27 protein-coding genes, 1 other RNA gene and 1 pseudogene are annotated in these 24,117 nt (G+C 66.2%); 14 read left to right on the forward strand and 15 right to left on the reverse strand.

Annotated elements, in window-relative coordinates; genetic code table 11:
* Window positions 1-414 precede the first annotated feature (414 nt).
* Together AC5JLE_RS12350 and AC5JLE_RS12355 are read right to left on the reverse strand one after the other, a co-directional pair.
* Window positions 415-1,737 carry an aminopeptidase P N-terminal domain-containing protein gene (locus tag AC5JLE_RS12350; protein WP_329858324.1) on the reverse strand — a complete coding sequence of 441 codons (1,323 nt, stop codon included), beginning with the start codon at window positions 1,735-1,737 and terminating at the stop codon, window positions 415-417.
* A gap of 5 nt (window positions 1,738-1,742) precedes the next feature.
* A complete protein-coding gene (locus AC5JLE_RS12355) occupies window positions 1,743-2,291 on the reverse strand; it encodes a YecA/YgfB family protein (protein WP_014648288.1) in 549 nt (182 codons plus the stop codon).
* A gap of 153 nt (window positions 2,292-2,444) precedes the next feature.
* On the opposite strand from AC5JLE_RS12355, the gene AC5JLE_RS12360 reads away from it, so the two are divergent.
* From AC5JLE_RS12360 to AC5JLE_RS12395, 8 genes and pseudogenes are all read left to right on the forward strand, one after another.
* The gene (locus AC5JLE_RS12360; RefSeq protein WP_005410898.1) at window positions 2,445-2,666 is read left to right on the forward strand and encodes a TIGR02449 family protein; all 222 of its coding nucleotides are present in this window, start codon (window positions 2,445-2,447) and stop codon (window positions 2,664-2,666) included.
* On the forward strand, window positions 2,663-2,959 hold the full coding sequence (locus AC5JLE_RS12365) for a cell division protein ZapA (RefSeq protein ID WP_005410899.1): 297 nt from the start codon (window positions 2,663-2,665) through the stop codon (window positions 2,957-2,959). Before AC5JLE_RS12360 ends, AC5JLE_RS12365 begins: the two co-directional genes overlap by 4 nt.
* Before the next feature lie 153 nt (window positions 2,960-3,112).
* A non-coding RNA gene (gene ssrS / locus AC5JLE_RS12370) (6S RNA) lies at window positions 3,113-3,298 on the forward strand.
* Between the two features lie 83 nt (window positions 3,299-3,381).
* Window positions 3,382-3,975, forward strand: a complete 594-nt coding sequence (locus AC5JLE_RS12375; protein ID WP_032956052.1) for a 5-formyltetrahydrofolate cyclo-ligase — start codon at window positions 3,382-3,384, stop codon at window positions 3,973-3,975.
* The gene (locus tag AC5JLE_RS12380; RefSeq protein ID WP_014648290.1) at window positions 3,972-4,451 is read left to right on the forward strand and encodes an EVE domain-containing protein; all 480 of its coding nucleotides are present in this window, start codon (window positions 3,972-3,974) and stop codon (window positions 4,449-4,451) included. The genes AC5JLE_RS12375 and AC5JLE_RS12380 overlap by 4 nt, the downstream gene beginning before the upstream one ends.
* Before the next feature lie 22 nt (window positions 4,452-4,473).
* Window positions 4,474-5,121, forward strand: a complete 648-nt coding sequence (rpiA, locus tag AC5JLE_RS12385) for a ribose-5-phosphate isomerase RpiA (RefSeq protein WP_014648291.1) — start codon at window positions 4,474-4,476, stop codon at window positions 5,119-5,121.
* A 21-nt stretch (window positions 5,122-5,142) separates the two neighbouring features.
* Window positions 5,143-5,583, forward strand: a pseudogene (locus tag AC5JLE_RS12390) (DUF192 domain-containing protein); the annotation flags it as partial.
* A 164-nt stretch (window positions 5,584-5,747) separates the two neighbouring features.
* Entirely contained in the window at window positions 5,748-6,593 is an 846-nt protein-coding gene (locus AC5JLE_RS12395) for a SirB1 family protein (RefSeq protein WP_024957828.1), read from the forward strand.
* 40 nt (window positions 6,594-6,633) lie between these two features.
* Here AC5JLE_RS12395 and AC5JLE_RS12400 read toward each other — a convergent pair whose 3' ends face one another.
* The gene (locus AC5JLE_RS12400) at window positions 6,634-6,858 is read right to left on the reverse strand and encodes a rubredoxin (protein WP_075076014.1); all 225 of its coding nucleotides are present in this window, start codon (window positions 6,856-6,858) and stop codon (window positions 6,634-6,636) included.
* A 34-nt stretch (window positions 6,859-6,892) separates the two neighbouring features.
* Between AC5JLE_RS12400 and thiE the strand changes: the two genes are divergently transcribed.
* Window positions 6,893-7,519 carry a thiamine phosphate synthase gene (gene thiE, locus AC5JLE_RS12405; RefSeq protein ID WP_046432341.1) on the forward strand — a complete coding sequence of 209 codons (627 nt, stop codon included), beginning with the start codon at window positions 6,893-6,895 and terminating at the stop codon, window positions 7,517-7,519.
* A gap of 16 nt (window positions 7,520-7,535) precedes the next feature.
* A complete protein-coding gene (hemL, locus tag AC5JLE_RS12410; RefSeq protein ID WP_241884241.1) occupies window positions 7,536-8,825 on the forward strand; it encodes a glutamate-1-semialdehyde 2,1-aminomutase in 1,290 nt (429 codons plus the stop codon).
* Between the two features lie 72 nt (window positions 8,826-8,897).
* On the opposite strand, the gene azu is transcribed toward hemL, so the two are convergent.
* Window positions 8,898-9,347 (reverse strand): azurin, encoded by a 450-nt coding sequence (gene azu, locus AC5JLE_RS12415; protein ID WP_241884239.1) that lies wholly within the window; start codon window positions 9,345-9,347, stop codon window positions 8,898-8,900.
* Between the two features lie 123 nt (window positions 9,348-9,470).
* Between azu and AC5JLE_RS12420 the strand changes: the two genes are divergently transcribed.
* Window positions 9,471-10,073, forward strand: a complete 603-nt coding sequence (locus AC5JLE_RS12420; RefSeq protein WP_401734940.1) for an HAD-IA family hydrolase — start codon at window positions 9,471-9,473, stop codon at window positions 10,071-10,073.
* 144 nt (window positions 10,074-10,217) lie between these two features.
* Here AC5JLE_RS12420 and AC5JLE_RS12425 read toward each other — a convergent pair whose 3' ends face one another.
* The gene (locus tag AC5JLE_RS12425) at window positions 10,218-11,444 is read right to left on the reverse strand and encodes an acetylornithine transaminase (RefSeq protein ID WP_241884237.1); all 1,227 of its coding nucleotides are present in this window, start codon (window positions 11,442-11,444) and stop codon (window positions 10,218-10,220) included.
* Window positions 11,445-11,507: 63 nt separating this feature from the next.
* On the opposite strand from AC5JLE_RS12425, the gene AC5JLE_RS12430 reads away from it, so the two are divergent.
* Window positions 11,508-12,380 (forward strand): ion transporter, encoded by an 873-nt coding sequence (locus AC5JLE_RS12430; protein WP_014648300.1) that lies wholly within the window; start codon window positions 11,508-11,510, stop codon window positions 12,378-12,380.
* Window positions 12,381-12,435: 55 nt separating this feature from the next.
* On the opposite strand, the gene AC5JLE_RS12435 is transcribed toward AC5JLE_RS12430, so the two are convergent.
* On the reverse strand, window positions 12,436-13,428 hold the full coding sequence (locus tag AC5JLE_RS12435) for a YiiG family protein (RefSeq protein WP_049407676.1): 993 nt from the start codon (window positions 13,426-13,428) through the stop codon (window positions 12,436-12,438).
* A 93-nt stretch (window positions 13,429-13,521) separates the two neighbouring features.
* Window positions 13,522-14,340, reverse strand: a complete 819-nt coding sequence (locus AC5JLE_RS12440; RefSeq protein WP_014648303.1) for an SDR family oxidoreductase — start codon at window positions 14,338-14,340, stop codon at window positions 13,522-13,524.
* A 108-nt stretch (window positions 14,341-14,448) separates the two neighbouring features.
* Between AC5JLE_RS12440 and AC5JLE_RS12445 the strand changes: the two genes are divergently transcribed.
* Window positions 14,449-15,132, forward strand: a complete 684-nt coding sequence (locus AC5JLE_RS12445) for a hypothetical protein (protein ID WP_032956036.1) — start codon at window positions 14,449-14,451, stop codon at window positions 15,130-15,132.
* 441 nt (window positions 15,133-15,573) lie between these two features.
* Here AC5JLE_RS12445 and AC5JLE_RS12450 read toward each other — a convergent pair whose 3' ends face one another.
* The 5 genes from AC5JLE_RS12450 to AC5JLE_RS12470 all read right to left on the reverse strand — a co-directional run bounded on the left by AC5JLE_RS12450 (window position 15,574) and on the right by AC5JLE_RS12470 (window position 18,895).
* Complete coding sequence (locus AC5JLE_RS12450) at window positions 15,574-15,897, reverse strand: hypothetical protein (protein WP_154582531.1); 324 nt, start codon at window positions 15,895-15,897, stop codon at window positions 15,574-15,576.
* A 153-nt stretch (window positions 15,898-16,050) separates the two neighbouring features.
* Entirely contained in the window at window positions 16,051-16,614 is a 564-nt protein-coding gene (locus AC5JLE_RS12455; RefSeq protein ID WP_032956033.1) for a hypothetical protein, read from the reverse strand.
* A 1-nt stretch (window position 16,615) separates the two neighbouring features.
* A complete protein-coding gene (locus AC5JLE_RS12460) occupies window positions 16,616-16,963 on the reverse strand; it encodes a DUF6984 family protein (RefSeq protein ID WP_032956031.1) in 348 nt (115 codons plus the stop codon).
* A gap of 766 nt (window positions 16,964-17,729) precedes the next feature.
* Window positions 17,730-18,236, reverse strand: coding sequence for a DUF2867 domain-containing protein (locus AC5JLE_RS12465; protein WP_164166204.1), 507 nt, complete (start codon window positions 18,234-18,236; stop codon window positions 17,730-17,732).
* Window positions 18,233-18,895 (reverse strand): serine/threonine-protein kinase, encoded by a 663-nt coding sequence (locus AC5JLE_RS12470; protein WP_032956028.1) that lies wholly within the window; start codon window positions 18,893-18,895, stop codon window positions 18,233-18,235. The genes AC5JLE_RS12465 and AC5JLE_RS12470 overlap by 4 nt, the downstream gene beginning before the upstream one ends.
* A gap of 85 nt (window positions 18,896-18,980) precedes the next feature.
* On the opposite strand from AC5JLE_RS12470, the gene AC5JLE_RS12475 reads away from it, so the two are divergent.
* Window positions 18,981-20,978 (forward strand): bifunctional DedA family/phosphatase PAP2 family protein, encoded by a 1,998-nt coding sequence (locus tag AC5JLE_RS12475; RefSeq protein ID WP_069117929.1) that lies wholly within the window; start codon window positions 18,981-18,983, stop codon window positions 20,976-20,978.
* A 177-nt stretch (window positions 20,979-21,155) separates the two neighbouring features.
* On the opposite strand, the gene AC5JLE_RS12480 is transcribed toward AC5JLE_RS12475, so the two are convergent.
* The 3 genes from AC5JLE_RS12480 to AC5JLE_RS12490 form a co-directional block, all read right to left on the reverse strand.
* Window positions 21,156-21,734, reverse strand: coding sequence for an LON peptidase substrate-binding domain-containing protein (locus AC5JLE_RS12480; RefSeq protein ID WP_032956024.1), 579 nt, complete (start codon window positions 21,732-21,734; stop codon window positions 21,156-21,158).
* Window positions 21,731-23,095, reverse strand: coding sequence for a UDP-N-acetylmuramate:L-alanyl-gamma-D-glutamyl-meso-diaminopimelate ligase (gene mpl, locus AC5JLE_RS12485; RefSeq protein ID WP_049407684.1), 1,365 nt, complete (start codon window positions 23,093-23,095; stop codon window positions 21,731-21,733). Before mpl ends, AC5JLE_RS12480 begins: the two co-directional genes overlap by 4 nt.
* Window positions 23,096-23,426: 331 nt before the next feature.
* Window positions 23,427-23,990: an adenylate kinase gene (locus AC5JLE_RS12490; RefSeq protein WP_032956019.1), complete on the reverse strand. Its 564-nt coding sequence runs from the start codon at window positions 23,988-23,990 to the stop codon at window positions 23,427-23,429.
* Between the last annotated feature and the right edge of the window lie 127 nt (window positions 23,991-24,117).

Genomic DNA, 24,117 nt, shown 5'->3' on the forward strand with positions numbered 1-24,117 from the left:
TAAACCCATCCATGGGGGCTCGATGGCGCCATCCATGGCGCCAACGGTCCTGCAAACCCACCCCGCCCGTCCTTTGACAGTTTCCTGCCGCGTCCAACCACGGAAAAAGAAGAAAGAAAAGCAGAAGCGGGTCGCTCGCTGCGCTCGCTCCGTGTCGACCAAGGTCGACACCTACCAACAGCCGCGCGTGCCAATAACCGCGGTTGCCAACAGCCGCGTGAACCTGTCGAAGGCGGGGTACTGTGGGTTTGCGGGGTGTGAGCGGCATGGATGCCGCGACCAAGCCCCCATGGATGGGTTCACGGCGTCCCCGCACACCCACAGTGCCCCGCCATCCCACGGAATGCGCGCTGTTGCTGTTGCTCTTGCTGTTGCCTCTGCGGGTGCAGGGCTGCAAGCCCTGCAGAACACCCCTTACCCCGCCATCACCGCTTCGATCTCGTCGGCGCTGCGCGCCAGGCCTTCGGTCAGCACGCGATGACCGTCATCGGTGATCAGCACATCATCCTCGGTACGGATGCCGATGCCGCGCCAGCGCGGTTCCACCGTCGTATCGTCCACGCCGATGTACAGCCCCGGCTCGATGGTGAATGCCATGCCCGGCTCCAGCAGCCGCGAATCGCCCGCCAGGCGGTAATCGCCCACATCGTGCACGTCCAGCCCGATCCAGTGCCCGGTCTTGTGCCGGTAGAAACGCTGGTACAGGCCTTCGGACAGGTTCTTTTCCAGCGTCCCCTTCAGCAGGCCCAGCCGCAGCAGGCCCTCGGTCAGGGTCTGCACTGCGGCCAGGTGACCGGCCTCGTACGGCACGCCCGGCCTGGCCTGGGCCAGCGCGGCGGCCTGTGCATCGCCGACCAGGTCGTGCAGTGCACGCTGCTCGGCGCTGAAGCGGCCATTCACCGGGAACGTGCGGGTGATGTCGCTGGCGTAGCCACGGTACTCGGCACCGGCGTCGATCAGCACCAGCTCGCCGTCGCGCGAACGCGCGTTGTTGTCCCGGTAATGCAGGATGCAACCGTTGCGGCCCGCACCGACGATGCTGCAATACGCCGGCACTGCATCGCTGGCGCGGAACACACGTTCCAGCTCGGCCTGCAGCTCGTATTCGTGGATGCCGGCCCTGGCAGCCTTCATCGCCGCCAGATGCGCACGCACGCTGATCTGCGCGGCGTGGTGCATCAATGCAACTTCCGCACCGGACTTGAACAGGCGCTGCTCGTGCAGCAGATGGCCCAGTTCGAGGAACTCGTGCGGCGGCTGCGCACCGTGGCGCACCTGCGAACGCACGCGGTTGACCCAGCCGATCAGCTTCAGGTCGAAATCGGCGTCGCGACCGAAGTGGTAGTAGACGCGCGAACGGCCTTCCAACAGGCCCGGCAGGATGTCGTCCAGATCATCGATCGGGTACGCATCGTCCATGCCGTACTGCGCCACCGCGCCTTCCTGGCCGGCACGGCTGCCGTCCCAGGCTTCGCGCTCGGCATCACGTTCGCGGCAGAACAGGATGGCCTCGCCGTGGCGCCGGCCCGGGATCAGCACCAATACCGCCTCCGGCTCCGGGAAACCGCTCAGGTACTGGAAGTCCGAGTCCTGGCGGAACGGGTAATGGGTATCGAGGCTGCGCACCTTCTCGGCCGCGGCCGGCAGCACCAGGATCGCGTCCTCGCCGGCCATGTCCATCAGCTGGCGGCGCCGACGCCTGTATTCGCCGGCCGCGATGCCGGTGCGCTGCTTGATGTCCATCAGTTCAGGCGCTGCCGATGGCGCGAGGCCAGCACCACGTCACCGTGCAGCAGCAGTACCGCCACGCGGATGAACTCCTCGATCTCCGACAGGGCTTCGTCGTCATCATCGCCACCCGCTTCGAAATCCTCGCTGGAGGCGCGTGCCAGGCTGGCCATGTCGGTCAGCGCTTCTTCACCCTCTTCGGACAAGGTCGGGCGGCGGCCGCCGCTGCCCAGGCCGAAACCACCCAGGAACGAGCGGGTCCAGCTGAACATGGCATCGGCCTGCGCGGACACATCGTCGCCGTCTGTCAGCAGCAGTTCGAAGGCGAAGTCGCGGTCTTCCAGCTGCTTGATGGTCGCCTGCAGCAGCTGCCCCAGCACGCTGTCGGCAGCCACCGGCGGCAGGTTGTCGTCGGCCAGCACCCGTGCCGGCCAGTCGTTGCCGGGGGCGCCACCGGCGGCCAGCCAGCCACACAGCGCACCGTGCAGCTCGGCAGCGGTAGCGCCCAGGCCCAGTTCCTGGCTGGCGCGGGTAACGTCGTCGACGGAGGGAAGTTCGGTCATCGTGCGGCTCGTTCGGAAAGGAAACCCGGGGCGCGCACGCGCGCGCCCGTGAGACCCCGTAGTGTAGCAACCCGGCGGCGTCCTCTCTGCGGCTGCCAGGCCTTGCTGCGACAACGCTTGACCGCCCTTGCCCGGCTTGCCTATCGTGCCCGCATGGAACCCGCCGATCCCCTTGCCCAGCTGCAGGACTTCGCCGCCCGCGTGGAAGCGTTGCTCGAACGCAACCAGCGCCTGGCCGAGGAGAACCGCAGCCTGCGCCACCAGCAGGAACAGCTGGTGGCCGAGCGTTCCACGCTGCTGGCCAAGAACGAGCAGGCACGCTCGCGGGTGGAAGCAATGATCAGCCGGCTCAAATCCCTGGAGCAGCACACATGAGCGCCGAACCGGTCAGTGTCCGCATCCTCGATCGTGAATACACGGTGGGTGTTGGCGGCGATGAACGCGACAGCCTGATGGCCGCCGCGCGCCTGCTCGATGCGCGCATGCGCGAAATCCGCGGCAGCAACCGCATGGCCGCGGTCGACCGCGTCGCCGTGCTGGCCGCACTGAACCTGGCCCACGAACTGCAGCTGCTGCGCGACGAGAACGCCCGCCAGGCCGTGGCCCTGCAGCAGACGCTGGCCGACCTGAACAGGCGCCTGGACCGCGCGATCGACGGCACCCCCTAGAAAAAGGGGACGGAGGGGATTAAGGCGCATTCGCCCCATCCGTGCCGGAAACGTCTTAATCCCCTCCGTCCCCTTTTCGCATATCTGAATTGGCACGGACTGTTGCCGACGAACGGCCTATCCAGATCCTGCACGCTGGCTATAATGGCCACGCGTTCTCTGCGGTACTCGACGGCATGTGCAAACATTCGCCTTGTCCCTTAAGAACGACACCGGGAGCGCGACAGCGCCGGGAGTGCAGGTCCGCCTTGTAGCGGGAAGCCCGATGGTTCTCCAGCGTTCCCACTTGAGCCCCCGGGTTCAAGGTCGTTTCGCATGCATCGACATTGCGGAGAATGCAATATTCCAGCAAGGGCGGCGTCTTCGGGCGTCGCCCTTGTTCTTTCCGGCACAATGGCGGCTGATCCTTGCCGCACGCTGCCATGACCGACCCGCGCCAGGCCCTGCGCCACGACCTGCGGCAACGCCGCCGCGACCTTTCCGCCGGTGAGCGCATTGCTGCCGCCGAATCCCTTGCCGATGCCCTGCTCGCCCTGCCGTTCGCCCCACGCGAAGGCGCCGTGGCCGGCTACTGGGCGCTGGATGGCGAAATCGCCCTGCACCGCTGGCAGCTGCAACTGCCCGAAGGCCTCACCTACTGCCTGCCGGTGCTGGCCGGCGAGGTCCTGCGCTTCGCGCCGTGGCGGCCGGGGCAGGCGCTGACCAGCAACCGCTACGGCATTCCCGAACCGGACGTAGCGCTGGACGATACGCTGGAACCGGCGCAGATGGCGCTGGTGGTGGCCCCGCTGGTGGGCTTCGACGCACAGTGCCGGCGGCTGGGCATGGGGGGCGGCTGGTATGATCGCAGCTTCGCCTTCCGCCATGACCGGCCGGCGCCGCCCTGGCTGGTCGGTGCTGCGTTCGCGGTGCAGCAGGTCGAGTCCTTGCCGGTGGCGTCGTGGGACGTGCCGGTGGATGCGATCTGCACCGAAGACGGCACCCTGTTCCCCTCCGCTGCCCCCGTGAACGCATGACCGCCCGCAAGCGCTACTGGCTGATGAAGTCCGAACCGGACGCCTTCTCCATCGATGACCTGGCCAAGGTCAAGGTCGAACCTTGGAACGGGGTGCGCAACTACCAGGCACGCAACTTCATGCGCGATGGCATGCAGGTGGGCGACGGCATCCTGTTCTACCACTCCAATACCAAGGTGCCGGGCATCGTCGGCCTGGCCACGGTGGCCAGCACCGCCTATCCGGACGACACCCAGTTCGATCCAAAATCCGACTACTACGACCCCAAGAGCACGCGCGAGAACCCGCGCTGGATGCTGGTGGACGTGGCCTTCGACCGCAAGCTGAAGCAGGTGATCGCGCTGGACGAGATCAAGCTGCACGCCGAGGAACTGGGCGAAGGCTTCCCGCTGGTTGCCAAGGGCAACCGCTTGTCGGTGTTCCCGGTGACCGCCGCGCAGTGGAAGCTGCTGCTGTCGCTGGAAAAGAAATCCTGATTCCCTGCCTGAGAGTTCTCCCATGTCCGAAGCCAAGCGCCTGGCCGCCGAGAAAGCCATCGAATACGTCGAAGACGGCATGATCGTCGGTGTCGGCACCGGTTCCACCGTGGCCTATTTCATCGATGCCCTGGCCCGCATCCAGCACCGCATCAAGGGCGCCGTGTCCAGCTCCGAGCAGAGCACCGCGCGCCTGAAGCAGCACGGCATCGAAGTGATCGAGCTGAACCACAGCGGCAACCTGTCGCTGTACGTGGACGGCGCCGATGAGTGCGATCCGAACAAGTGCCTGATCAAGGGCGGCGGCGCCGCACTGACCCGCGAGAAGATCATCGCCGAGGCCAGCGAGCGCTTCATCTGCATCGTCGACCCGAGCAAGCAGGTGCCGGTGCTGGGCAGGTTCCCGCTGCCGGTGGAAGTGATCCCGATGGCGCGCAGCCTGGTCGCCCGGCAGATCCGCGACATGACCGGCGGCCAGCCGACCTGGCGCGAAGGCGTGGTCACCGACAATGGCAACCAGATCCTGGACATCCACAACCTGCAGATCACCGATCCGGAAAAGCTGGAGCGCGAGCTCAACCAACTGCCGGGCGTGGTCTGCGTGGGCCTGTTCGCGCGCCGTCGCGCCGACGTGGTGATCGTCGGCGGCGAGCCGCCGGTCGTGCTCTGACCCTTCCGAAGGATCCTGACGATGTCGCTGTTGCGTTCGCTGCTGATGCTTCCGCTGCTGGCCCTGGCCGGCTGTGCCACCGACGCGGCCCGCCATTGGGTCGAACTGGATGGCGCCCGCTACCAGGTGGAGCTGGCCACCAACGATGAAACCCGCGCGCGCGGGCTGATGTTCCGCGACCAGATGGCGGCCGACCACGGCATGCTGTTCATCCACGACCGCGAAGAAATGCAGGCGTACTGGATGAAGAACACCAGGATCGCGCTGGACATCCTGTACTTCGACAGCCAGCGCAGGCTGGTCAGCCAGCAGCGCGACGTACCGCCGTGCTCGGCCGGCGACATGTGCCCGCCCTACCCCAGCGGTGGCCCGGCGCGCTACGTGCTGGAACTCAACGCCGGCCAGGCCGAGAAGCTGCAGTTGAAGGACGGCACGGAGCTGAAATGCGCCCCGGCCCTCGAAAATAAAGGTCGGGCCGGGCTGCGCCCCGCCCCCGCAGAAGGCCCGGCCGCGGCCCGGCAACCCTGCCGGGGTCAGATCCCTTTCGCACGCGAAAGGGATCTGACCCCTGCATTTTTCACGCGGCACCGCTTGAAACGGCCTGCGAATGACGCCAGTCTGTGGCCATGCAGGACCGGATCACACTCCCCGACTGGGATGCACTGGCCGACCTCGAAGACGAGGCGCTGCCACTGTTGCCGACCGCGCTGCTGATCGCGCGCGATGAATACCCCGATCTGCAGCCGTCGACCTACGATGCGCTGATCCAGAGCCATGTCGACCACCTCCGCTCGGAAGTGGAGAGCATCGACAACAGTCCATTGAAGATGGCGGCGATCAACCGCCACCTGTTCGACGAGCTGGGCTACAGCGGCGACCACGACGAGTATTACGACCCGCGCAACAGCTACCTCAACCAGGTATTCGAGCGCCGGCTGGGCAACCCGATCTCGCTGGCGCTGGTGCAGATGGAAGTCGCGCGGCGGCTGGGCATTCCGCTCGACGGCGTGTCCTTCCCCGGCCACTTCCTGGTGCGCCTGCCGGTGGACGACGGCGTGCTGGTGATGGACCCGTTCAATGGTGGTCGCCCGCTGGACGTGGACGAACTGCGCGAACGCGCCAAGTCACACCTGGGCGGGCAGATGCCCGACGACCAGGTGCTGGCGCAGATTCTGGACCCGGCGCCGGCGCGCGCGATCCTGATGCGCATGCTGCGCAACCTGCACGGCGTGTATGCCGAGGCCGGCGAATGGGACCGCGCCGCGCGCAGTGCCGACCGCCTGCTGAAGCTCGCCCCGGAGCAGGACGATGCGCTGCGTGACCGCGGCCTGGCCTACCTGCAACTGGAGTACCTGGCCGGTGCCCGCCACGATCTGGGGCAGTACCTGAAGCGCAACCCAGAAGCCAGTGATGCGCAGTGGCTGCGCGAGAAGCTGATCGACCTCGGCGGACCGATGCCGCGGCTGCATTGAGGGTGCCGGGGTGTGGACCAACGGTCCACACCTACCCTCATCAATCGACCTCGACCATCTCGAAATCGGCCTTGGTGACCCCGCAGTCCGGGCAGGTCCAGGTCTCCGGAATGTCCTCCCAGCGCGTCCCCGGCGCGATGCCCTCCTCCGGCAGGCCCTCCGCTTCGTTGTACAGGAAGCCGCAGACCACGCACATCCAGGTGCGCAAGGTGGTGGGGGTGGCATCGCTCATCGGATAATCAGGGCTGGATTCACGGGCCGCCATTGTCCCATCGCGGTCCACTCACCGGTAGCCATCGATGACTTCTGCTTCCCCGGCGCCCCGCGGCGTCTACCTGATCACCCCGGACGAGCCCGATACCGCACGCCTGCTGGCCCGTACCGCGCCGCTGCTGGCCGCTGGCGCCACCTGGCTGCAGTACCGCAACAAGACCGCCAGTGACGCGCTGCGGCGGGAGCAGGCCACCGCCCTGCAGGCGCTGTGCGCGGAACACGGCGTGCCGCTGATCGTCAACGACGACCCGGCGCTGGCCAAAGCCGTTGGCGCGGCGGGGGTGCACCTCGGCGGCACCGACGGTGACATCCCCAGCGCACGCGCCCTGCTCGGTGCCGAGGCCATCATCGGCGCCTCCTGCTACGACCAGCTTGCCAATGCAGAGAAGGCCGTGGCCGCCGGCGCCAGCTACGTGGCCTTCGGCGCGTTCTTCCCGACCACGACCAAGGTCACCAGCAGCCGCGCGCATACCGACCTGCTGCGGCAAAGCGCCGCACTGGGCGTGCCGCGGGTGGCGATCGGCGGCCTGACGCCGGACAATGTCGGTCCCATCATCGACGCCGGCGCCGATCTGGTCGCCGTGGTCAGCAGCGTGTTCGCCGCCGAAGACCCGGTCGCGACCCAGCGCGCCTACCTCGCCCAGTTCGCGTAACGCCCAGGAAAGCCCCATGAACCACGACCAGTCCCACGCCCTGTTCTCCCGCGCCCAGCAACTGCTGCCGGGCGGCGTCAATTCGCCGGTACGCGCGTTCAAATCGGTCGGTGGCGAACCGTTCTTCGTCGAGCGCGCCGACGGCGCCTACCTGTACGACGTCGACGGCAACCGTTACATCGACTACGTCGGTTCCTGGGGCCCGATGATCGTCGGCCACAACCACCCGGCCGTGCGCCGGGCGGTGAAGAAGGCGATCGACAACGGCCTGTCCTTCGGCGCGCCGTGCGCAGCCGAAGTGACCATGGCCGAGACCATCACCCGCCTGGTGCCGTCGTGCGAGATGGTGCGCATGGTCAACTCCGGCACCGAGGCCACGCTGTCGGCGATCCGCCTGGCGCGTGGTGCGACCGGCCGCAACCGCATCGTGAAGTTCGAAGGCTGCTATCACGGCCATGGCGACTCGTTCCTGGTCAAGGCCGGCAGCGGCATGCTGACGCTGGGCGTGCCGACCTCGCCGGGCGTCCCGGCCGGGCTGAGCGAACTGACCCTGACCCTGCCCTACAACGATTTCGAAGCGGCTACCGCCCTGTTCGAGCAACAGGGTGACGACATTGCCGGGCTGATCATCGAGCCGGTGGTCGGCAACGCCAACTGCATCCCGCCGCGCGACGGCTATCTGCAGCACCTGCGCGAACTGTGCACGAAGCATGGCGCGCTGCTGATCTTCGACGAGGTGATGACCGGCTTCCGCGTCGCCCTCGGCGGCGCACAGGCGCACTACGGCATCACCCCGGACCTGACCACCTTCGGCAAGATCATTGGCGGCGGCATGCCGGTCGGGGCCTACGGCGGCCGCCGCGAGCTGATGCAGCAGATCGCCCCGGCCGGCCCGATCTACCAGGCAGGTACGCTGAGCGGCAACCCGGTGGCGATGGCCGCCGGCCTGGCGATGCTGGAACTGATCCAGCAGCCGGGCTTCCACGCCGACCTGGCCGAGCGCACCGCGCGCCTGTGTGCCGGCCTGGAAGCGGCCGCCGCCGAAGCCGGCGTGGCCGTGACCACCACCCGCGTGGGCGCGATGTTCGGGCTGTTCTTCACCAGCGAGAAGGTGGAGACCTATGCGCAGGCCACTGCCTGTGACATCCCGGCGTTCAACCGCTTCTTCCATGCGATGCTGGACCAGGGCGTGTTCCTGGCGCCGTCGGCGTACGAAGCCGGTTTCCTGTCCAGCGCGCACGACGATGCGGTGATCGAGGCCACCCTCGCCGCTGCACGCGTGGCGTTCAAGGCCACCAAGGGCTGATCGCAAAAAGGGGACGGAGGGGATTAAGTCGTTTGTGCACAAACGACTTAATCCCCTCCGTCCCCTTTTTTTCTAACCGAAGACGAATTTGCCCTTCATCATTGCGAAGTGGCCAGGGAACGAACAGAAGAAGGTGTAATCGCCACCTTTCTGCAGGCCCTGGGTAGAGAAACGCACGCGCGCGGTCTCGCCGCCACCGATCACTTTGGTATGCGCCAGCACGCGCTTGTCGGCCTTCGGCAGGTAGCTGTCAGCCAGGGTCATGCGCATGCCCGCCATCGCCACCGGCTGGTAATCAGCGCTGCGGGTCAGCACCCAGTTGTGGCCCATCGCGGTGACCGCCAGCTTGCCGGTATGGCGCAGGGTCAGGTCCACGGCGGTGCAATCAGCGGCAACCTTGATCTCGCGGCTGCTGAAGCTCATCTGGTCGGTGCTGTCGATGCTCACCGCACACACCCGCGCCATCGCCGACGGCGCCAGCATCAGCGCACCCAGTCCCACTGCCACCCTCCAAGCCTTCATCATTGCATCTCCTGCGGATTCAAGCGCCATTCTAGGCAGCCCCCTGCGGCGCCGTCTGCGACCGTCTGTCGCATGCCAGCTCCAGGGTTTCCCGCGCACTCATCGCAATGGCATGCTCAGCCGATGCGGATCGACCTGTTGCTGCTGGATGTGGATGGCGTGCTGGTGCAGTACCAGCGCGGGCAACGCGTGCTGCATCTGGCCCGGACACTGCAGGTTCCGACGCACGCCGTACAGGCCGCGCTGTACGACAGCGGTCTGGAAGCAGCGCATGACAATGGCACGCTGGATGGCCCGGCCTATCTGGCGCAGCTGGGAGAGCTTCTGGGCACGACTGTCGATGTGGCTGCATGGACCGCGGCGCGACGGGCCGCCAGCCATCCTCAGGCGGCCGTGTTGCAACGATTGCAGGACCTGCAACTGCCAATCGCGGTGCTGACCAACAACGGCGCGCTGATGCAGCAGGCATTGCCCACCCTGCTGCCGGAACTGTTTCCTGCCCTGCAGGCGCGCGTGTTCTGCAGTGCGGATTTCGGCCTGCGCAAACCTGCGCCGGCGGTGTTTCTGCGCACGCTGGAAGCGCTGGGCGTGGCACCTTCGCGCACGCTGTTCGTCGATGACTTGTTCGCCAATGTGCGTGGCGCGCGCGCTGCCGGCCTGCACGCGGAAACCGTGCGCGATGGCCGGGGATTGGGCAAGGTGTTGAAGCGCTACCGGATTGCGTGAACTACTGTAGAGCCGAGCCCATGCTTGGCTGCTGTGGCCTGGCATCGCGATGAACCGAGCATAGGCTCGGCTCTACGGGCATTCCTCAGCAACGGGGTCAGAGCCCTCTCCGCAGGAGAGGGGTCCGACCCCGGCATGATGGCCTCAGCGCGCGGCGATGAACGCGGCAATCGCCGCGCGCAGGCGCTTCAGGCCTTCGGCCACTTCTTCGTCGGTGATGTTCAGCGACGGCACGAAGCGCAGCACGTCCGGGCCGGCCTGCAGGGTCAGTAGGCCCTGCTCGGCGGCGTGGTCGAGGATCGCACCGGCCTGGCCGGCGAAGTCCTTGCTCAGCACCGCGCCCAGCATCAGGCCACGACCACGCACGTTGCTGAACACACCGAACTCGTCGTTGATGCGGGCGAAGCCATCGCGCAGCGCCTTGGACTGGCGACTGACGTTGGCGGCGATCTCCGCCGAGGCCAGCTTGCGCAGCGCCACGCGGGCCACCGCAGCAGCCAGCGGGTTGCCACCAAAGGTGGTGCCGTGCGCGCCGAACTGCATGGTCTCGGCCACCTTCGGGCCGGCCAGCATCGCGCCGATCGGGAAGCCGCCACCGAGTGCCTTGGCCAGGGTAACCATGTCCGGCACCACGTCGTCCTGCCAGTGCGCGAACAGCGTGCCAGTGCGGCCCATGCCGGCCTGGATCTCGTCCAGCACCAGCAGTGCGTTGTGCTGGTCGCACAGTTCGCGCACGCGCTTGAGGAAACCGGACTTGGCCGGCATCACGCCGCCCTCGCCCTGGATCGGCTCCAGCATCACCGCCGCCACGTCGCCGGCGGCCATCGCGGTTTCCAGCTGTACTTCATCGTTGAAATCGATGTAGCGGAAGCCGCCGGGCAGCGGCTCGTAGCCTTCCTGGTACTTCGGCTGGGCAGTGGCGGTCACCGCGCCCAGGGTGCGGCCGTGGAAACTGCCACGGAAGGTGATGATCACCCGCTTGTCGGCCGGGCGGCCCTGGCTGGAGGCCCACTTGCGGACCATCTTGATCGCCACTTCGTTGGCTTCGGCGCCGGAGTTGCACAGGAACACGCGCTCGGCGAAGCGGCTGGCCTTCACCAGCTCCTCGGCCAGGTGCAGCGGCGGCGCACTGTAGAACACGTTGCTGGTGTGCCAGAGCTTGCCGGCCTGCTCGACCAGTGCGGCCACCAGGTCCGGATCGTTGTGGCCCAGCCCGCACACGGCGATGCCGGCGGCCAGGTCGATGAACTCACGGCCCTGGCTGTCCCACACGCGGGCGCCCTGGCCTCGCTCCAGTACCACCTGACGGGGCTTGTAGACCGGCAGGTAATAGTGCGAAAGGGAGATCAGCGGATCGGTAGCGGCGGTCATGGCAGTCGGCAGGGTTCAGGAATCCCCATTCTCGCGCCGGAACCCCTGCGGCACAATGCGCCCATGCGACCGTTTTCTGCCCCCCAGCTGAACCCCGCCACCGAGACCGGCTGGCGCCGCCGGTGGTTCGACATCATCTACCGCCACGACTCGCGGCCCTCGCGCAATTTCGACCTGATCCTGGTAGTGGCGATCGTCGCCAGCATCCTGGTGGTGATGATCGACAGCGTGCAGCACCTGCATGCCGAATGGTCCACCGGCCTGTACATCCTGGAATGGGCTTTCACGATCATCTTCACCGCCGAGTACCTGCTGCGGCTGGCCGTGGTCAAGCGCCCGCTGCGTTACGCGGTGAGCATCTGGGGCATCATCGACCTGCTGTCGATCCTGCCCGCCTACCTGTCGATGTTCATCCCCGGCGCGCAGAGCCTGCTGGTGGTACGCGCGCTGCGCATCCTGCGCGTGTTCCGCATCCTCAAGCTGACCCGCTACATCGAGGAAAGCGGCGTGCTGATGACGTCGCTGTGGCGCAGCAGGCGCAAGGTGCTGGTGTTCCTGTTCACGGTGATCACCATCACCATCATCGCCGGCGCGCTGATGTACGTGATCGAGGGCCCCGAACACGGCTTCACCAACATCCCGGCCAGCATGTACTGGGCGGTGGTGACCATGGCCACGGTCGGCTTCGGCGACATCGTGCCGCAGACCGTGCTCGGCCGCTTCGTCACCTCGGTGCTGATCCTGATCGGCTACAGCATCATCGCCGTGCCCACCGGCATCTACACCGCGGAGCTGGCCAGCACCATGCGTGAAGCCGAGCTGGCCGCGCGCCGCGATGCGCGTGGCTGCCCGCACTGCGGGCTGGAAGGCCACGAGCCGGATGCCCGGCATTGCCGCAAGTGCGGCGGCGAACTGCCGGATGCGTTCAGTCATTGATGCGAGCGCCGGCGATGTACACCGGCGCTCGCTGATCAAGCCATGAGCGGGAGCGCTACTGGCGGTTGCTCTGGAAAACCAGCGAGTTGTATTCCTGCATCAGCTTGCTGGCAGAGCCACGCGGCGCCATCGAAGGCGAATCCAGCATGCGTCGTTCGAAATCGCTGTAAGGCTTTTTCTCGCTGACGCGCTGCAGCCGCTCCTTGCCTTCGCGACGGAAGTTCTCGGCTTCACGCTCGAAGCTGTTCCAGTCCAGCTTGCCCGGCTCCTGATCAGCCACCTTCGCATGCGCTTCGTCGGAAATGCGGTTGAACGCATCCAGGCGCTCGCGCGCCTTGGCCTGATCGAAGTCATCCTCACTCATCAGATCCATGATGGCCTTGGCTTCCAGCATCATTGCCAGACGGTAGTACTCGCGCGTGCGTCCCTCGGCCTGTTCCAATACCTTGAGCTGCTCGCGCTGGGCGGCGTCGTTCTGGCGCTCCAGCTCGGCGTTGAACGTTTCGCTGGCAGTCACGAACTCCTTGAAGGCGGCCATCAAGGGCGCGTGCAGCTGCTTTCCCTTGGCGAACTGGTCGTCTTCGTAGTCCTGGCGATCGTAATAGTCGTGCGCGTCCTTGCTGAGCGGCACCAGTGCCTTCAGCGCCTGCTGGTAATGGCCAGCAGCGGCATCGAGCTCAGCCAGCGCCGGCTTGGCAGCCATCGCCTCGGTCACGGGGCCATCGCACTGCTTCATGTCGTAATCGCTGATCTCGAACGGACCGTACACCTGGGTCTCGCGCCCGCTCGGGCCGGCCTCGACGTCCTTGATCCAGCGCGTATAGGACTCGATGCTGCCGTGGGTCTTCGAATCAAGCGTGTTGAAGCAGCCGATGTAGGCGTTGAGCTTGGCGGTCAACTGCTGCTGTGCGTCGGACGGCGCCGCGCTGGCGTCGGGCGTGCTGGAAGGGCCGGCGTCGCCAGTGGTTGCGGGTGCCTTGCCGCCGCAGGCAGCCAGGACAATCGACAGCGAAGCGGCCAGCGCCGCGACGGAAAGAGTGCGTGACATGGGTTCACGTCCTTGTTGAAAACGATTACAGCCTCGCATTCTAGCGCAGCAGGCCGAAGGTCGCAGCCCTCGGCCTCTGCCGGCGACGCGCGATCACTCCAGGAACAGATCCGGCAACAACGGACGCGATGGATCCACCGCATAGCCGGACAGATCGGTGATACCCGCCTGTGCCAGCACGTCATCGTCGATCAGGAACTGGCCGTGGAAACCCGCCGCCTCGCGCACCAGCACCGCGTGCGCAGCATCGGCCATGATCTGCGGCGTGCGGCAGCCGGCCGCATCGACGCCCGGAATCATGTTGATCGCATCGGTGGCGATCACCGTGCGCGGCCACAGCGCGTTCACCGCCACACCCTGCGGGCCGAATTCCGCGGCCAGGCCGAGCGTGACGAAGCTCATGCCCATCTTCGCCAGCGTGTAGCCGGTATGCGCGCCCCACCACTTCGGTTCCAGGCTCGGCGGCGGCGCGAGAGTGAGGATGTGCGGGTTCGGCGCCTGCAGCAGGTACGGCAGGCAGGCCTGCGCGCACAGGAAGCTGCCGCGCGAATTGACCTGCTGCATCAGGTCGAAGCGCTTCATCGGCGTATCCAGCGTGCCACGCAGCCAGATCGCGCTGGCATTGTTGACCAGGATGTCGATGCCACCGAAGGTGTCGACCGTGGCCGCAACCGCCGCATGCACCTGCTCTTCCTCGCGGATGTCGCACTTCAGGGCCAGGCCCTGCCCGCCTGCCGCCGTCACCGCTTCGGCCGCGGTATGGATGGTGCCCGGCAGCTTCGGATTCGGCACCGACGACTTGGCCGCAATGGCCACGTTGGCGCCGTCGCGCGCAGCGCGCAGTGCGATGGCCAGGCCGATGCCACGCGAGGCACCGGTGATGAAAAGCGTTTTGCCCTGCAGACTGCCCACGTCCCACACTCCAGCGTATGCAATGAGCCGCTAGTATGCCGCGCCGACGTGGAGTTCACCCGGCCTTGACGATACTTGGGCCTCCAGACAACACACGAGGTCCACGCCATGCGCCGTTCCCGCCTGTTGCTGCCTGCCCTGGGGCTTGCCCTGCTGACCGCCTGCCAGGGCCGTTCGCCGGAACCGGGCAAGGAGCCACCTGCCGGTGACACGCCCAGCGCAGAGAAGGCCGCCGCCGACGGCAAGCTGCGCTGGAGCGAGGCCGTGGTGTGGGATGGCGACCTCAACGCCTGCCGCCAGGGCGAGAACGCCGCCACGCGTGATTGCCTGCGCGATGCGATGCGCGCCGGCGGCGCCAGCGCCGATGCGATCACCGCCGCCGAACAGCTGTCCACCGGGGGCGAGCTGGCCTACGTGACGGCCTGGCACGAGAACGAAGGCCTGGGCATTGCGACGGTCGAGTATCCGTTCCGCGCCAACACCAACGAGGGCACCCGCCTGGTCGACGCCACCGGCAAGCGCATCGATGTGGATGCCGTGCAGCTGGACGACACCCTGCGTGCCGACCCCGCCGTGCAGGCCCTGCTGAAGGACCACCCGCAGGCCACGCCGTTCGCACCGGCGCAGTCGGCCGGGGCCACGCCGCTGGAGAACGGTGGCGTCCGCCTGCTGTACCGCACGCCGCTGCGCGACTGCCACGCCTGCCCGGATGTGGGCCAGCTGCAGATCGCGTACGACTTCGACGCCAAGCGCAACTTCATTGGCCAGCAGGTGGTGCCGGCGACGCCGTAAGGTCACCCGCCTCTGTAGAGCCGAGCCATGCTCGGCTCTACATTTCCATTCCTGGTACAGCACTTCCACGCCATCACCACGGGCAAGACGTCTCACCTGATCCAACGTATCCACCGCCATGACGGAGTACGTGACCTCCACACCGGAGTGCAGGCGTCCCTCGGCAGGGTCCTCATCAGTCTCTACTGATATCAGCTTGCGGATTCCGGCGCATCGATAGAGGGGCGCTCTACCGTCTTCACCCATCAGGCGGCCGCTCGGATCCTCATACCCGCGAGCAGGCGCGTTTGCATTCTCAAGAGCGCGCTCGTCGTTATCGGCACTGATCAGGTACACGTTCTCATGCACCAGGAGCGAGTCCTGCCCTTGGCTCTCGTAATAGAGGATGGCGTGTGCGCAGTCCCACATGCATTACCTCAACAGCACTCTGGTCAATCAACCTCATCGACCTTTGATGTGCGCGATATGAAAGGCGCCCTCAGTTCGCCCACGCAGGCACCGTTCACTGCCCCCCCCCGCGTAATACATCCCCTGGAGCATGACAAAGTACAGGCCTGGCTCGATGCCACGCACGGAGTCCTCGTACTCCGCGCCACTCAGATCGACCAGCGCATCGGCGGAGGGGCCGAGGGCATCACTGCTTCCACCCTCATGGAGCAGGTAGCCGAACGCAGCAAAGTGCCCGCCATCATAGCCGCCCGAGTTCGCAAGAAGCGCCTGCAGCGGTGTCTGGCAGGACTGCACATCATTGCGCGACCCACTCATTCCTTGGCAGATGCCTGGATGCTTGTCTCTGGAAAAGGCGGGAACCAGACCCGTCCCACCCGCTGCCAGCAGCAGGGATATACCAAGTGCTCTATTCAAACCGTTGCACGTCGACCACTTTCCGTTGTGATGGGCAGACCCCTTTGACAGCCATCAGCCACCGACGGATTGATGACCATATGACCCTTCAGAGCTGAGCCGACTCTCGATCACCGATCTGACATAGGCAGCCCTCGCTGTGCCAGACCCGGAGTACTCAGCCAGGAGCTCCATCGCCTCAGACCTCATCTCAGCACCGCCAGTGGCCACGAACACAGAAAATGCTGGCTCCAAGTAGCCAGGTGCCTCACAGATGAACCGCTTGCGTTCATCAAGCGGGAAATCGATGGCGTAGTCCGCCCACTCGATGTAGCGCTTCCAGAAAGCTGGCGCCGCGCGCTGCTGATCCTGCTGATCCTGCTGATCCTCCATCCGCATCAGCAGGGATAGCTGATCAGCGCACGCATCCACAACGTCCCCAGGCAAGTCCAATGCGGCGACGCGCCCGGGATCAACGGCCTGCCAACAGAACACCATGAAGTCGGCGACGAACGCCGCATCGCTTCGTTCAAGCATCAAGCGCTGATACATCGCAAGCGCTTCCGCGACATCCACTGGCTCTTCGAGGCTGGCATTCTGCACATTGCCCTTGTCGTCACCAGAATCCTTCTTCGCCACCTCATGCATAGCAGACCACGCTCTCGATCTGCGGAGATATCAGCTCGCCACCATCCCAACGAATGATCTCCAGCTCCAGTAGCCGGTCGTTTGCGTCCGCATGAAGAATCGGCGTGAGTTCAGCACCATCTGCGTCCTGCATCTGCAGCTCGACGGGATATGCGTGCTGCCCTAGATACGGCGGACGCTCATATCCAGAAATGACGAATCCCACCCGAGCTCCACCCAGACTGGTTTCCACAGCGCTTGCGGAAGCCAGGTCGGCTTGAAGCTGCGAAGCAGAGGCCGCAGGCAGACAGACTGCCACAGCTTCAATCAGCGCTCTTTCAACGCTGGAAACGGTATGCATTGGGTTGCTCATTTCGTTCTGTTGCCAGCTTCCAAACTCAGCGACGCCATCTACCCTTCAAGGCATCTACAAAATATGACGACAGCAGAAAGGCTTGAAACACAAAAAAAGGGTAAAGAGCAATTCGAGCCGCGTTGCCAATCCCTCTGTAGTCAAGGATGACGTAGATCAGCACAAAGAACAGCACCCCTCCTATCTCATAAACTAACAAAGAACGCGTTGACGTCTACACTTCCTTTTCTCCAGTTCCTTCTGTGCTGCCGCAGTCGCCATCTGAGCTGATGCCTGGGCAGTCTGTGACATGGTGGCCTGCCCCAAGCTCTGCTTCGGAATAGCTGCTGCAGTTGACGCGGTCGCATGGGCCATATTTGGCACCCCGGGTGCAGAGGAGGCGACCATCCTTTGTAGATTCCCTTTGGCCGCAGCTCCCGCAAAATCACCAGCAGCCACACCAATTCCGCTCGCAACTAGACCGCCACCGACACTACCCGCCATCGCTGACGCAAGCTCCGCACCGGACGTGGGCTTTCCTTCCTAGGCATTCTGAGCAAGAACACTGCCCGCCCCCGTGAAGGCGTTGGTCACCGCTTGAATCGCGACAGCTCCTCCCACTGTAACTGTCCCTCGACCAATGGCACCGATCAACGCGCCTCCGACCCCGCCGCTCACAGCTCCGCGTTGTTGCCTGGCAGGCTGACATCGGTGACGGCAAACTCACTTGCACGCGACCATTGAATTGCTTAATTCATCCACGCATGGCGTGGATCTACCGGTACCCCTGCACCTGCTTCCTCAGCAGATGCGGCACGATCAGCCGATGCACCGGGGCGACCGGCAGCATGTACACACGCCCGAACGCGTTGTGCGTATGCACCACCGTCGCCACTTCCAGCACATCGCCCTGCCACTGCAGGGCCAGCTGCACACGCAGGTGGCGGTCGTCGTCTTCCAGCACGATGGCATCGTCATCCAGCGACTGCAGGGTGAAGATGCCCAGCCGTTGCCCCGGACGCGGCTGCGCGATGTCCTGTACCGCACGCAACGAGCCCAGGTGCTTCATGCCGAGCAGGCGCATGCCGCGATTGCGCAGTGCCATCAGCCCATCGAACCAGCCGGGAATGGTCGCCGCCATGTCGCGATAGGCCTGCAAGGCCGAGCGCCCATCACGACGGGTCGTCGCCTGGCAGGCGTGCACGAAGTCGGCGCCAGCCAGCTGTGGGCGCAGGATGCTGCCTGCACTCGGCGGGCCGGTCACCACCTGCGTACGGCTCACGGCTTCGGCCCCTGCCCCTCGTTGTCTTCCCAATGCAGGATGCGGCGGGTGACGAAGCGGTAGACCGGCTTGCCGGTGGCGAACCACAGCTCGCGCACCCAGGAGGTGCGCTTGAGCACCCGCTTTTCCACCGGGGTGAGCGACTCGCGGCAGTACATGCGCTTGTGCTTGAGCAGGTGGCGCAGGTCCTCACGGGCCAGCAGGCGCATCCAGCGCGAGCGCGGGTTGCCGATCACCGCCAGCTGGAAGTCGATCAGCGCCGGGCGGCCATCGTCGGTGACCAGCCAGTTGGCTTCCTTGGCCAGATCGTTGTGGGCCACGCCATTGCGATGCAGCTGCTGCAGCAGACGACGCGCGGCGCGGAACCAGGCCAGGTCACCGCGAGGCGGACGCTGGTACATGGCGTCGCCGGCCATGAAGCTGCGGTCGAGATGACGTCCATCCCACGCCAGCAGCTGCGGCACATCGGCCATGCCGTGGATGTGGCGCAGTGCGCGTGCTTCACGGCGGGCCAGCCACCAGGCTGGCAGCCGCAACCACAGTGGTGTGGCGCCCAGATCACGGCGTACAAAGGGGCCGGCCGGCCCTTCCACAAGGAGGATGCGACCGAAGCTGTCGGCCTTCAGGGCGTGCGAGGGCGTGTCTGGCGAATGCGGCATGTGCCCATTCTAGGCGATGGCGCCCGTTGCAAACGGTCACCAAGCGGCTGGGAACCAGTCACCTTCACGCCCCTATAATCGGGCAATGGACTCTTCATGGATCGACGCCACCCTCGCGTGGATTGCCGCTCACCCCGTGCTGGCGGGTGCCGTTATCTTCCTCATCGCCTTCTGCGATGCGGTGATCATTCTCGGTGCCATCGTGCCGGCCCTGCCGCTGCTGTTCGCGGTGGGCGTGTTCATCGGGCTGGGCCAGATCTCCGGGCCGTACGCGGTGGCCGCAGCCGCACTGGGCGCATTCGCCGGTGATGGCATCAGTTACTGGATCGGCCGCCGCTGGGGTGACCGCCTGCGTGGCGTGTGGCCCTTCAGCCGTTACCCGCAGCTGCTCGACCGCGGCGAAAACCTGTTCCGCCGCAATGCCTTCAAGAGCATCCTGGTAGCACGCTACGTGGGCGCGATCCGGCCGTTCGTGCCGGCCATCGCGGGCATGATGAAAATGCCGGCCAGCCGCTACATGCAGGCCAGTGGCATCGCCAGCATTTCGTGGGCGGTGCTGTTCCTGGCACCGGGCTGGGTGCTCGGCGAGGCCTACGACGCGGTGGCCGCCGTCGCAGGGCGCCTGGTGGTGGTGGTCGGCCTGCTGGCAGTGATCCTCGGCCTGGTCTGGGCCATCGTGCTGTACGGCTACCGCTGGTCGGCCGCGCGCATGGACAACTGGCTGGCGCGGCTGCTGGACTGGTCCAACCGACACCCGACGCTGGGCCGCTACACCGTCGGTGTGCTGGACCCGAAGCGCCGCGAGTCGGTGCCGCTGGCGATGCTGGCGCTGATGCTGCTGGTGCTGGGCTGGGGCTGGTTCGCGCTGCTGACCGTGGTGGTCGCCCATGGCGAGCCGCTGGCGATCGACCTGCTGGTGCACCAGGCCATGCTGGCGCTGCGCAATCCGCTGGCCGATTACCCGATGGCCGCGCTGGCATCGCTGGGCGCCTGGCAGGTGTTGTTGCCGGCCACCGCTGCAGCGATGGGCTACCTGATCTGGCGCCGCCGCTGGATGGCAGCCGCGCACTGGCTGGCCGCGCTTGCCTTCGGCCTGGCGTTGACCATGCTGCTCGGCGCAACGGTGGATGTGGTGCGACCGGTCGATGCCAGCAGTGGCTTTGGCTTCCCGTCGGTGTCGGTGACCATGGCCACCATCACCTTCGGCTTCTTCGCGGTGCTGATCGCCCGCGAGATGCCTGGCCGCACCCGTGTCTGGCCGTACCTGGTGTCGGGCATCGTGGTCAGCCTGATCGGCTTCTCGCGCCTGTACCTGGGCGCGCACTGGCTGAGCGATGTGATCGGCGGCATGCTGTTCGGCACGTTCTGGCTGCTGGTGCTGGGCATCGCCTACCGCCGCCGCTTCAACCGCTCGTTCTGGGTGAAGCCGGTGGCGTGGCTGTTCTACGGTGTCTTCGCCGTGGCGGCGATGTGGTACGCGCCGCGCCACATTCCGGTGAAGCTGGAACGCTTCGAGCCGACCCTGCCGGCGGCGCAGGCGATGGACATGCAGGCCTGGTGGCAGCACGACTGGGCGACACTGCCGGCGCGCCGCAACGAGTTCGACGACGACCAGCGCTGGCCGCTGGACGTGCAGGTGGCGGGCCCGCTGGCCCCGCTGCAGGCGCAGCTGGAAGCACGCGGCTGGAAGCGGCAGGAACAGGCCGGCTGGCAGGAGGCGCTGCTGATGCTGGACAAGAACACGGGTGCCGACGAACTGCCGGTGCTGCCAGCCACGCTGGACACGCGCGTGGAAGCGCTGTTGATGGTGCGCCCGGGTACACACCGCGATGAGCGCTACGTACTGCGCCTGTGGCCAGCCCCTGCGCAGTTGCAACCGGGCAGTACGCCGCTATGGCTGGGCAGTGCGCAGACCCTGCGCTACGAGCGTCATTTCGAGTGGATCGGCATGTGGCACCCGCTGCGTGGCGTCGACCCGGCGCTCAACGCAGTGAAGGACGCCGTGCAGGACCTGCCGCAGCGCGAGGACGTGCACAGCGAAACCGGGTTGCCGGTGCTGCGGTTGAAGACCACGGCGCCCTGACCGGCACCGGTGCGCGATCACCCACTGTAGAGCCGAGCCCATGCTCGGCTGCTCTTCGCGGGAACCATCAAGCCGAGCATAGGCTCGGCTCTACAGTAGATCCACGCCGTGCGTGGATGGCATTCCACGCATGCCCCAGCGTGTGCACCAAGGTGCACACCCACCCAAGGCAGGCTGCTACGGCATCCAGCCCAGCAACTGCTGCAATCGCTGGTGCGGGTCGTCCATCTGCAGCAGCTGCAGGCGCTGCTGCTCGCTCAGCGGCAACAGCTCGGCCAGCCGCCAGCCGACCCAGCTGGCCTGGTCCAGCAACGCCGGGTTGGACGGCGCATAGGCCTCGCCGGCCTGTTCGATGATGTGCCCCAGCACCGTGGCCAGCAGCGCGTGCTGTGGTCGCAGTTCGTCGTCCGGGTCTTCCTCGCACCAGCGCACGTCGGCCACCACCAGGCCGTTGTCGCGCACGCGGGTACGCTCCACATGGAAACGGCGGGTGCCGCGCAGGCGAAGCTGCAGCACGCCATCGGCGCCGACATCGAAGTCTTCGATGCGCACCTGCACACCGTAGGCCGCCGGCGTCGCCGGTGCGCCGACTTCCTCGCCATCGAGGATCAGGCAGACACCGAACCCCTCACCACTGCGGCCGCTGTCGCGGACCAGGTCCAGATAGCGGCGCTCGAACACGCGCAGGCCCACCGCCGCACCCGGCACCAGCGTGGTGTGCAGCGGAAACAGCGGCAGCGGGCTGTCGACGCTCATCGGGCCTGCAACGCGGCGAGGAAGCGGCGCGGGGCGCCGTCGAAGCCACCGTTGGACATGAACACCACGTGGTCGCCGCTGCGCGCGCTGGCCTGCAGCTGTTCCAGCAACGCGTCGGTATCCGGCACCGCGTGGGCGTCACCACGTACCGCAGCGATCACCGCAGCGGCATCCCAGGCCAGTTCCGGGCGATGCAGGAACACCACTTCATCAGCCAGCGCCAGCGACGGTGCCAGTGCCTGCGCATGTGCGCCCAACCGCATCGAGTTGCTGCGCGGTTCCATCGCAACCACGATGCGCGCATCGCCGACCCTGGCACGCAGGCCCTCCAGCGTGGTGGCGATCGCGGTGGGGTGATGGGCGAAATCATCGTAGACGGTGATGCCGCCATGGCTGCCGATCACTTCCATGCGGCGCTTGACGCTGCGGAAGCGCGCCAGCGCCGGGATCACCGCGGCCGGCGCCACGCCCACTGCATGCGCAGCGGCCAGCGCGGCCAGCCCGTTGAGCACGTTGTGGCGGCCCAGCAGCGACCACTGCACGTCGCCCAGCGCCTGCCCACGATGGTGCACGCGGAACGCGCTGCCATCGGCGGCCAGCAGCTCGGCATGCCACTCCAGCGAGGGATCGAAACCAAACCGCTCGACCGGGGTCCAGCAGCCCATCGCCAGCACTTCGGCCAGGTGCTGATCCTCGCCGTTGACGATCAGCCGCCCACGTGCGGGCACGGTACGCACCAGGTGGTGGAACTGGCGCTGGATCGCCGCCACGTCCGGGAAGATGTCGGCGTGGTCGTATTCAAGATTGTTGAGGATGGCCACCAGCGGCCGGTAGTGCACGAACTTGCTGCGCTTGTCGAAGAAGGCCGTGTCGTACTCATCGGCTTCGACCACGAACTCGCGGCCCTGGCCCAGGCGCGCGGAGACTCCGAAATCCTCGGCGACACCGCCGATCAGGAAGCCCGGCGAGCGCCCTGCACTTTCCAGCAGCCAGGTGAGGATGGTGGTGGTGGTGGTCTTGCCATGGGTACCGGCCACGGCCAGCGTGTCGCGGCCCGGCAGCACCTGCTCGGACAGCCACTGCGCGCCGGATATATAGCGCTGGCCGGCATCGAGCACGGCTTCCACGGCGGCATTGCCGCGCGACAGCGCGTTGCCGATCACCACCTCGTCGGTGCCGGCCGGCACGCTGTCGGCACGGTAGCCCTGGTCCAGGGTGATGCCCAGCTGTTCGAGCTGGGTCGACATCGGCGGGTAAATGGCCTGGTCGCTGCCGCTGACGGAATGCCCGAGTTCCCGCGCCAGGGCGGCCACGCCGCCCATGAAGGTGCCGGCAATTGCAAGGATATGTACGCTGCTCATGACCGAGGATTGTGACCGATGACGGCTGTATAGGGCCAATGTCCGCTATCGGGTAAGACAACCCCTACACGGGATGTGAGAAAACTCCAATCAGCTGTCAGGGAATTCCCGATAGCGATGTTCTGTGAACCCGGACACAATTCGAACTGCCAGCCGCAGTACCCGAACCGGTCCTACTCCCCAAGAGGCCATCCCCAAGGGAGCTCATGCTGCGGGGCCCTGAGCAAGCCCTTCGCTGGCGCCTGTCAAACGACACAGGCCTGATCCTCGCGGACCAGGCCTGTGTTTTTTTGCGCCCGGGGAGCCGGCAATTCGCGCCGGCCCGGCCGGATCAGGCCTTGATCGCCGCCAGGATGCGGGCTTCGATCTCGTCCAGCTCACCGACGCCATCGACGCGGGCCAGGGTGCCACGGCCGGCGTAGAAATCGACCACCGGGGCGGTCTGCTCGTTGTAGACCTGCAGGCGCTGGCGCACCGCTTCCGGATTGTCATCGGCGCGGCCCTGCTCCTTGGCACGACCGGCGATGCGATCCACCAGCAGCTCGGTGGCCACGTCCAGCTGCACCACGGCGTCCAGCGGCTGGCCGATCTTGGCCAGCAGGCCGTCCATCGCATTGGCCTGGGCCACGTTGCGCGGGTAGCCATCGAGGATGAAGCCCTTGGCGACATCAGCCTGGGTCAGGCGCGACTCCAGCATGCCCAGCAGGATGTCGTCCGACACCAGGTTGCCGGCATCCATCACCGTCTTGGCCTGCTTGCCCAGCTCGGTGCCGGCGGCGATTTCCGCGCGCAGCATGTCACCGGTCGAAATGTGGGCGATGCCCAGCTTTTCCTTCAGGCGCGTCGCCTGTGTCCCCTTGCCCGAACCGGGCGGTCCCAACAGAACCAATCGCATTGACCTGACTCCAACGTGTTGAAAACAAAGAAGGTTCGCGTCCCGGACGGTCCGGTATCGCTGCACCGCAATAGCGCCACTTTACCGCATCCGGGTAATGTCCCTGCAATGTCCCCTCCCCCGAGCA

Source organism: Stenotrophomonas sp. (genome assembly GCF_059505245.1).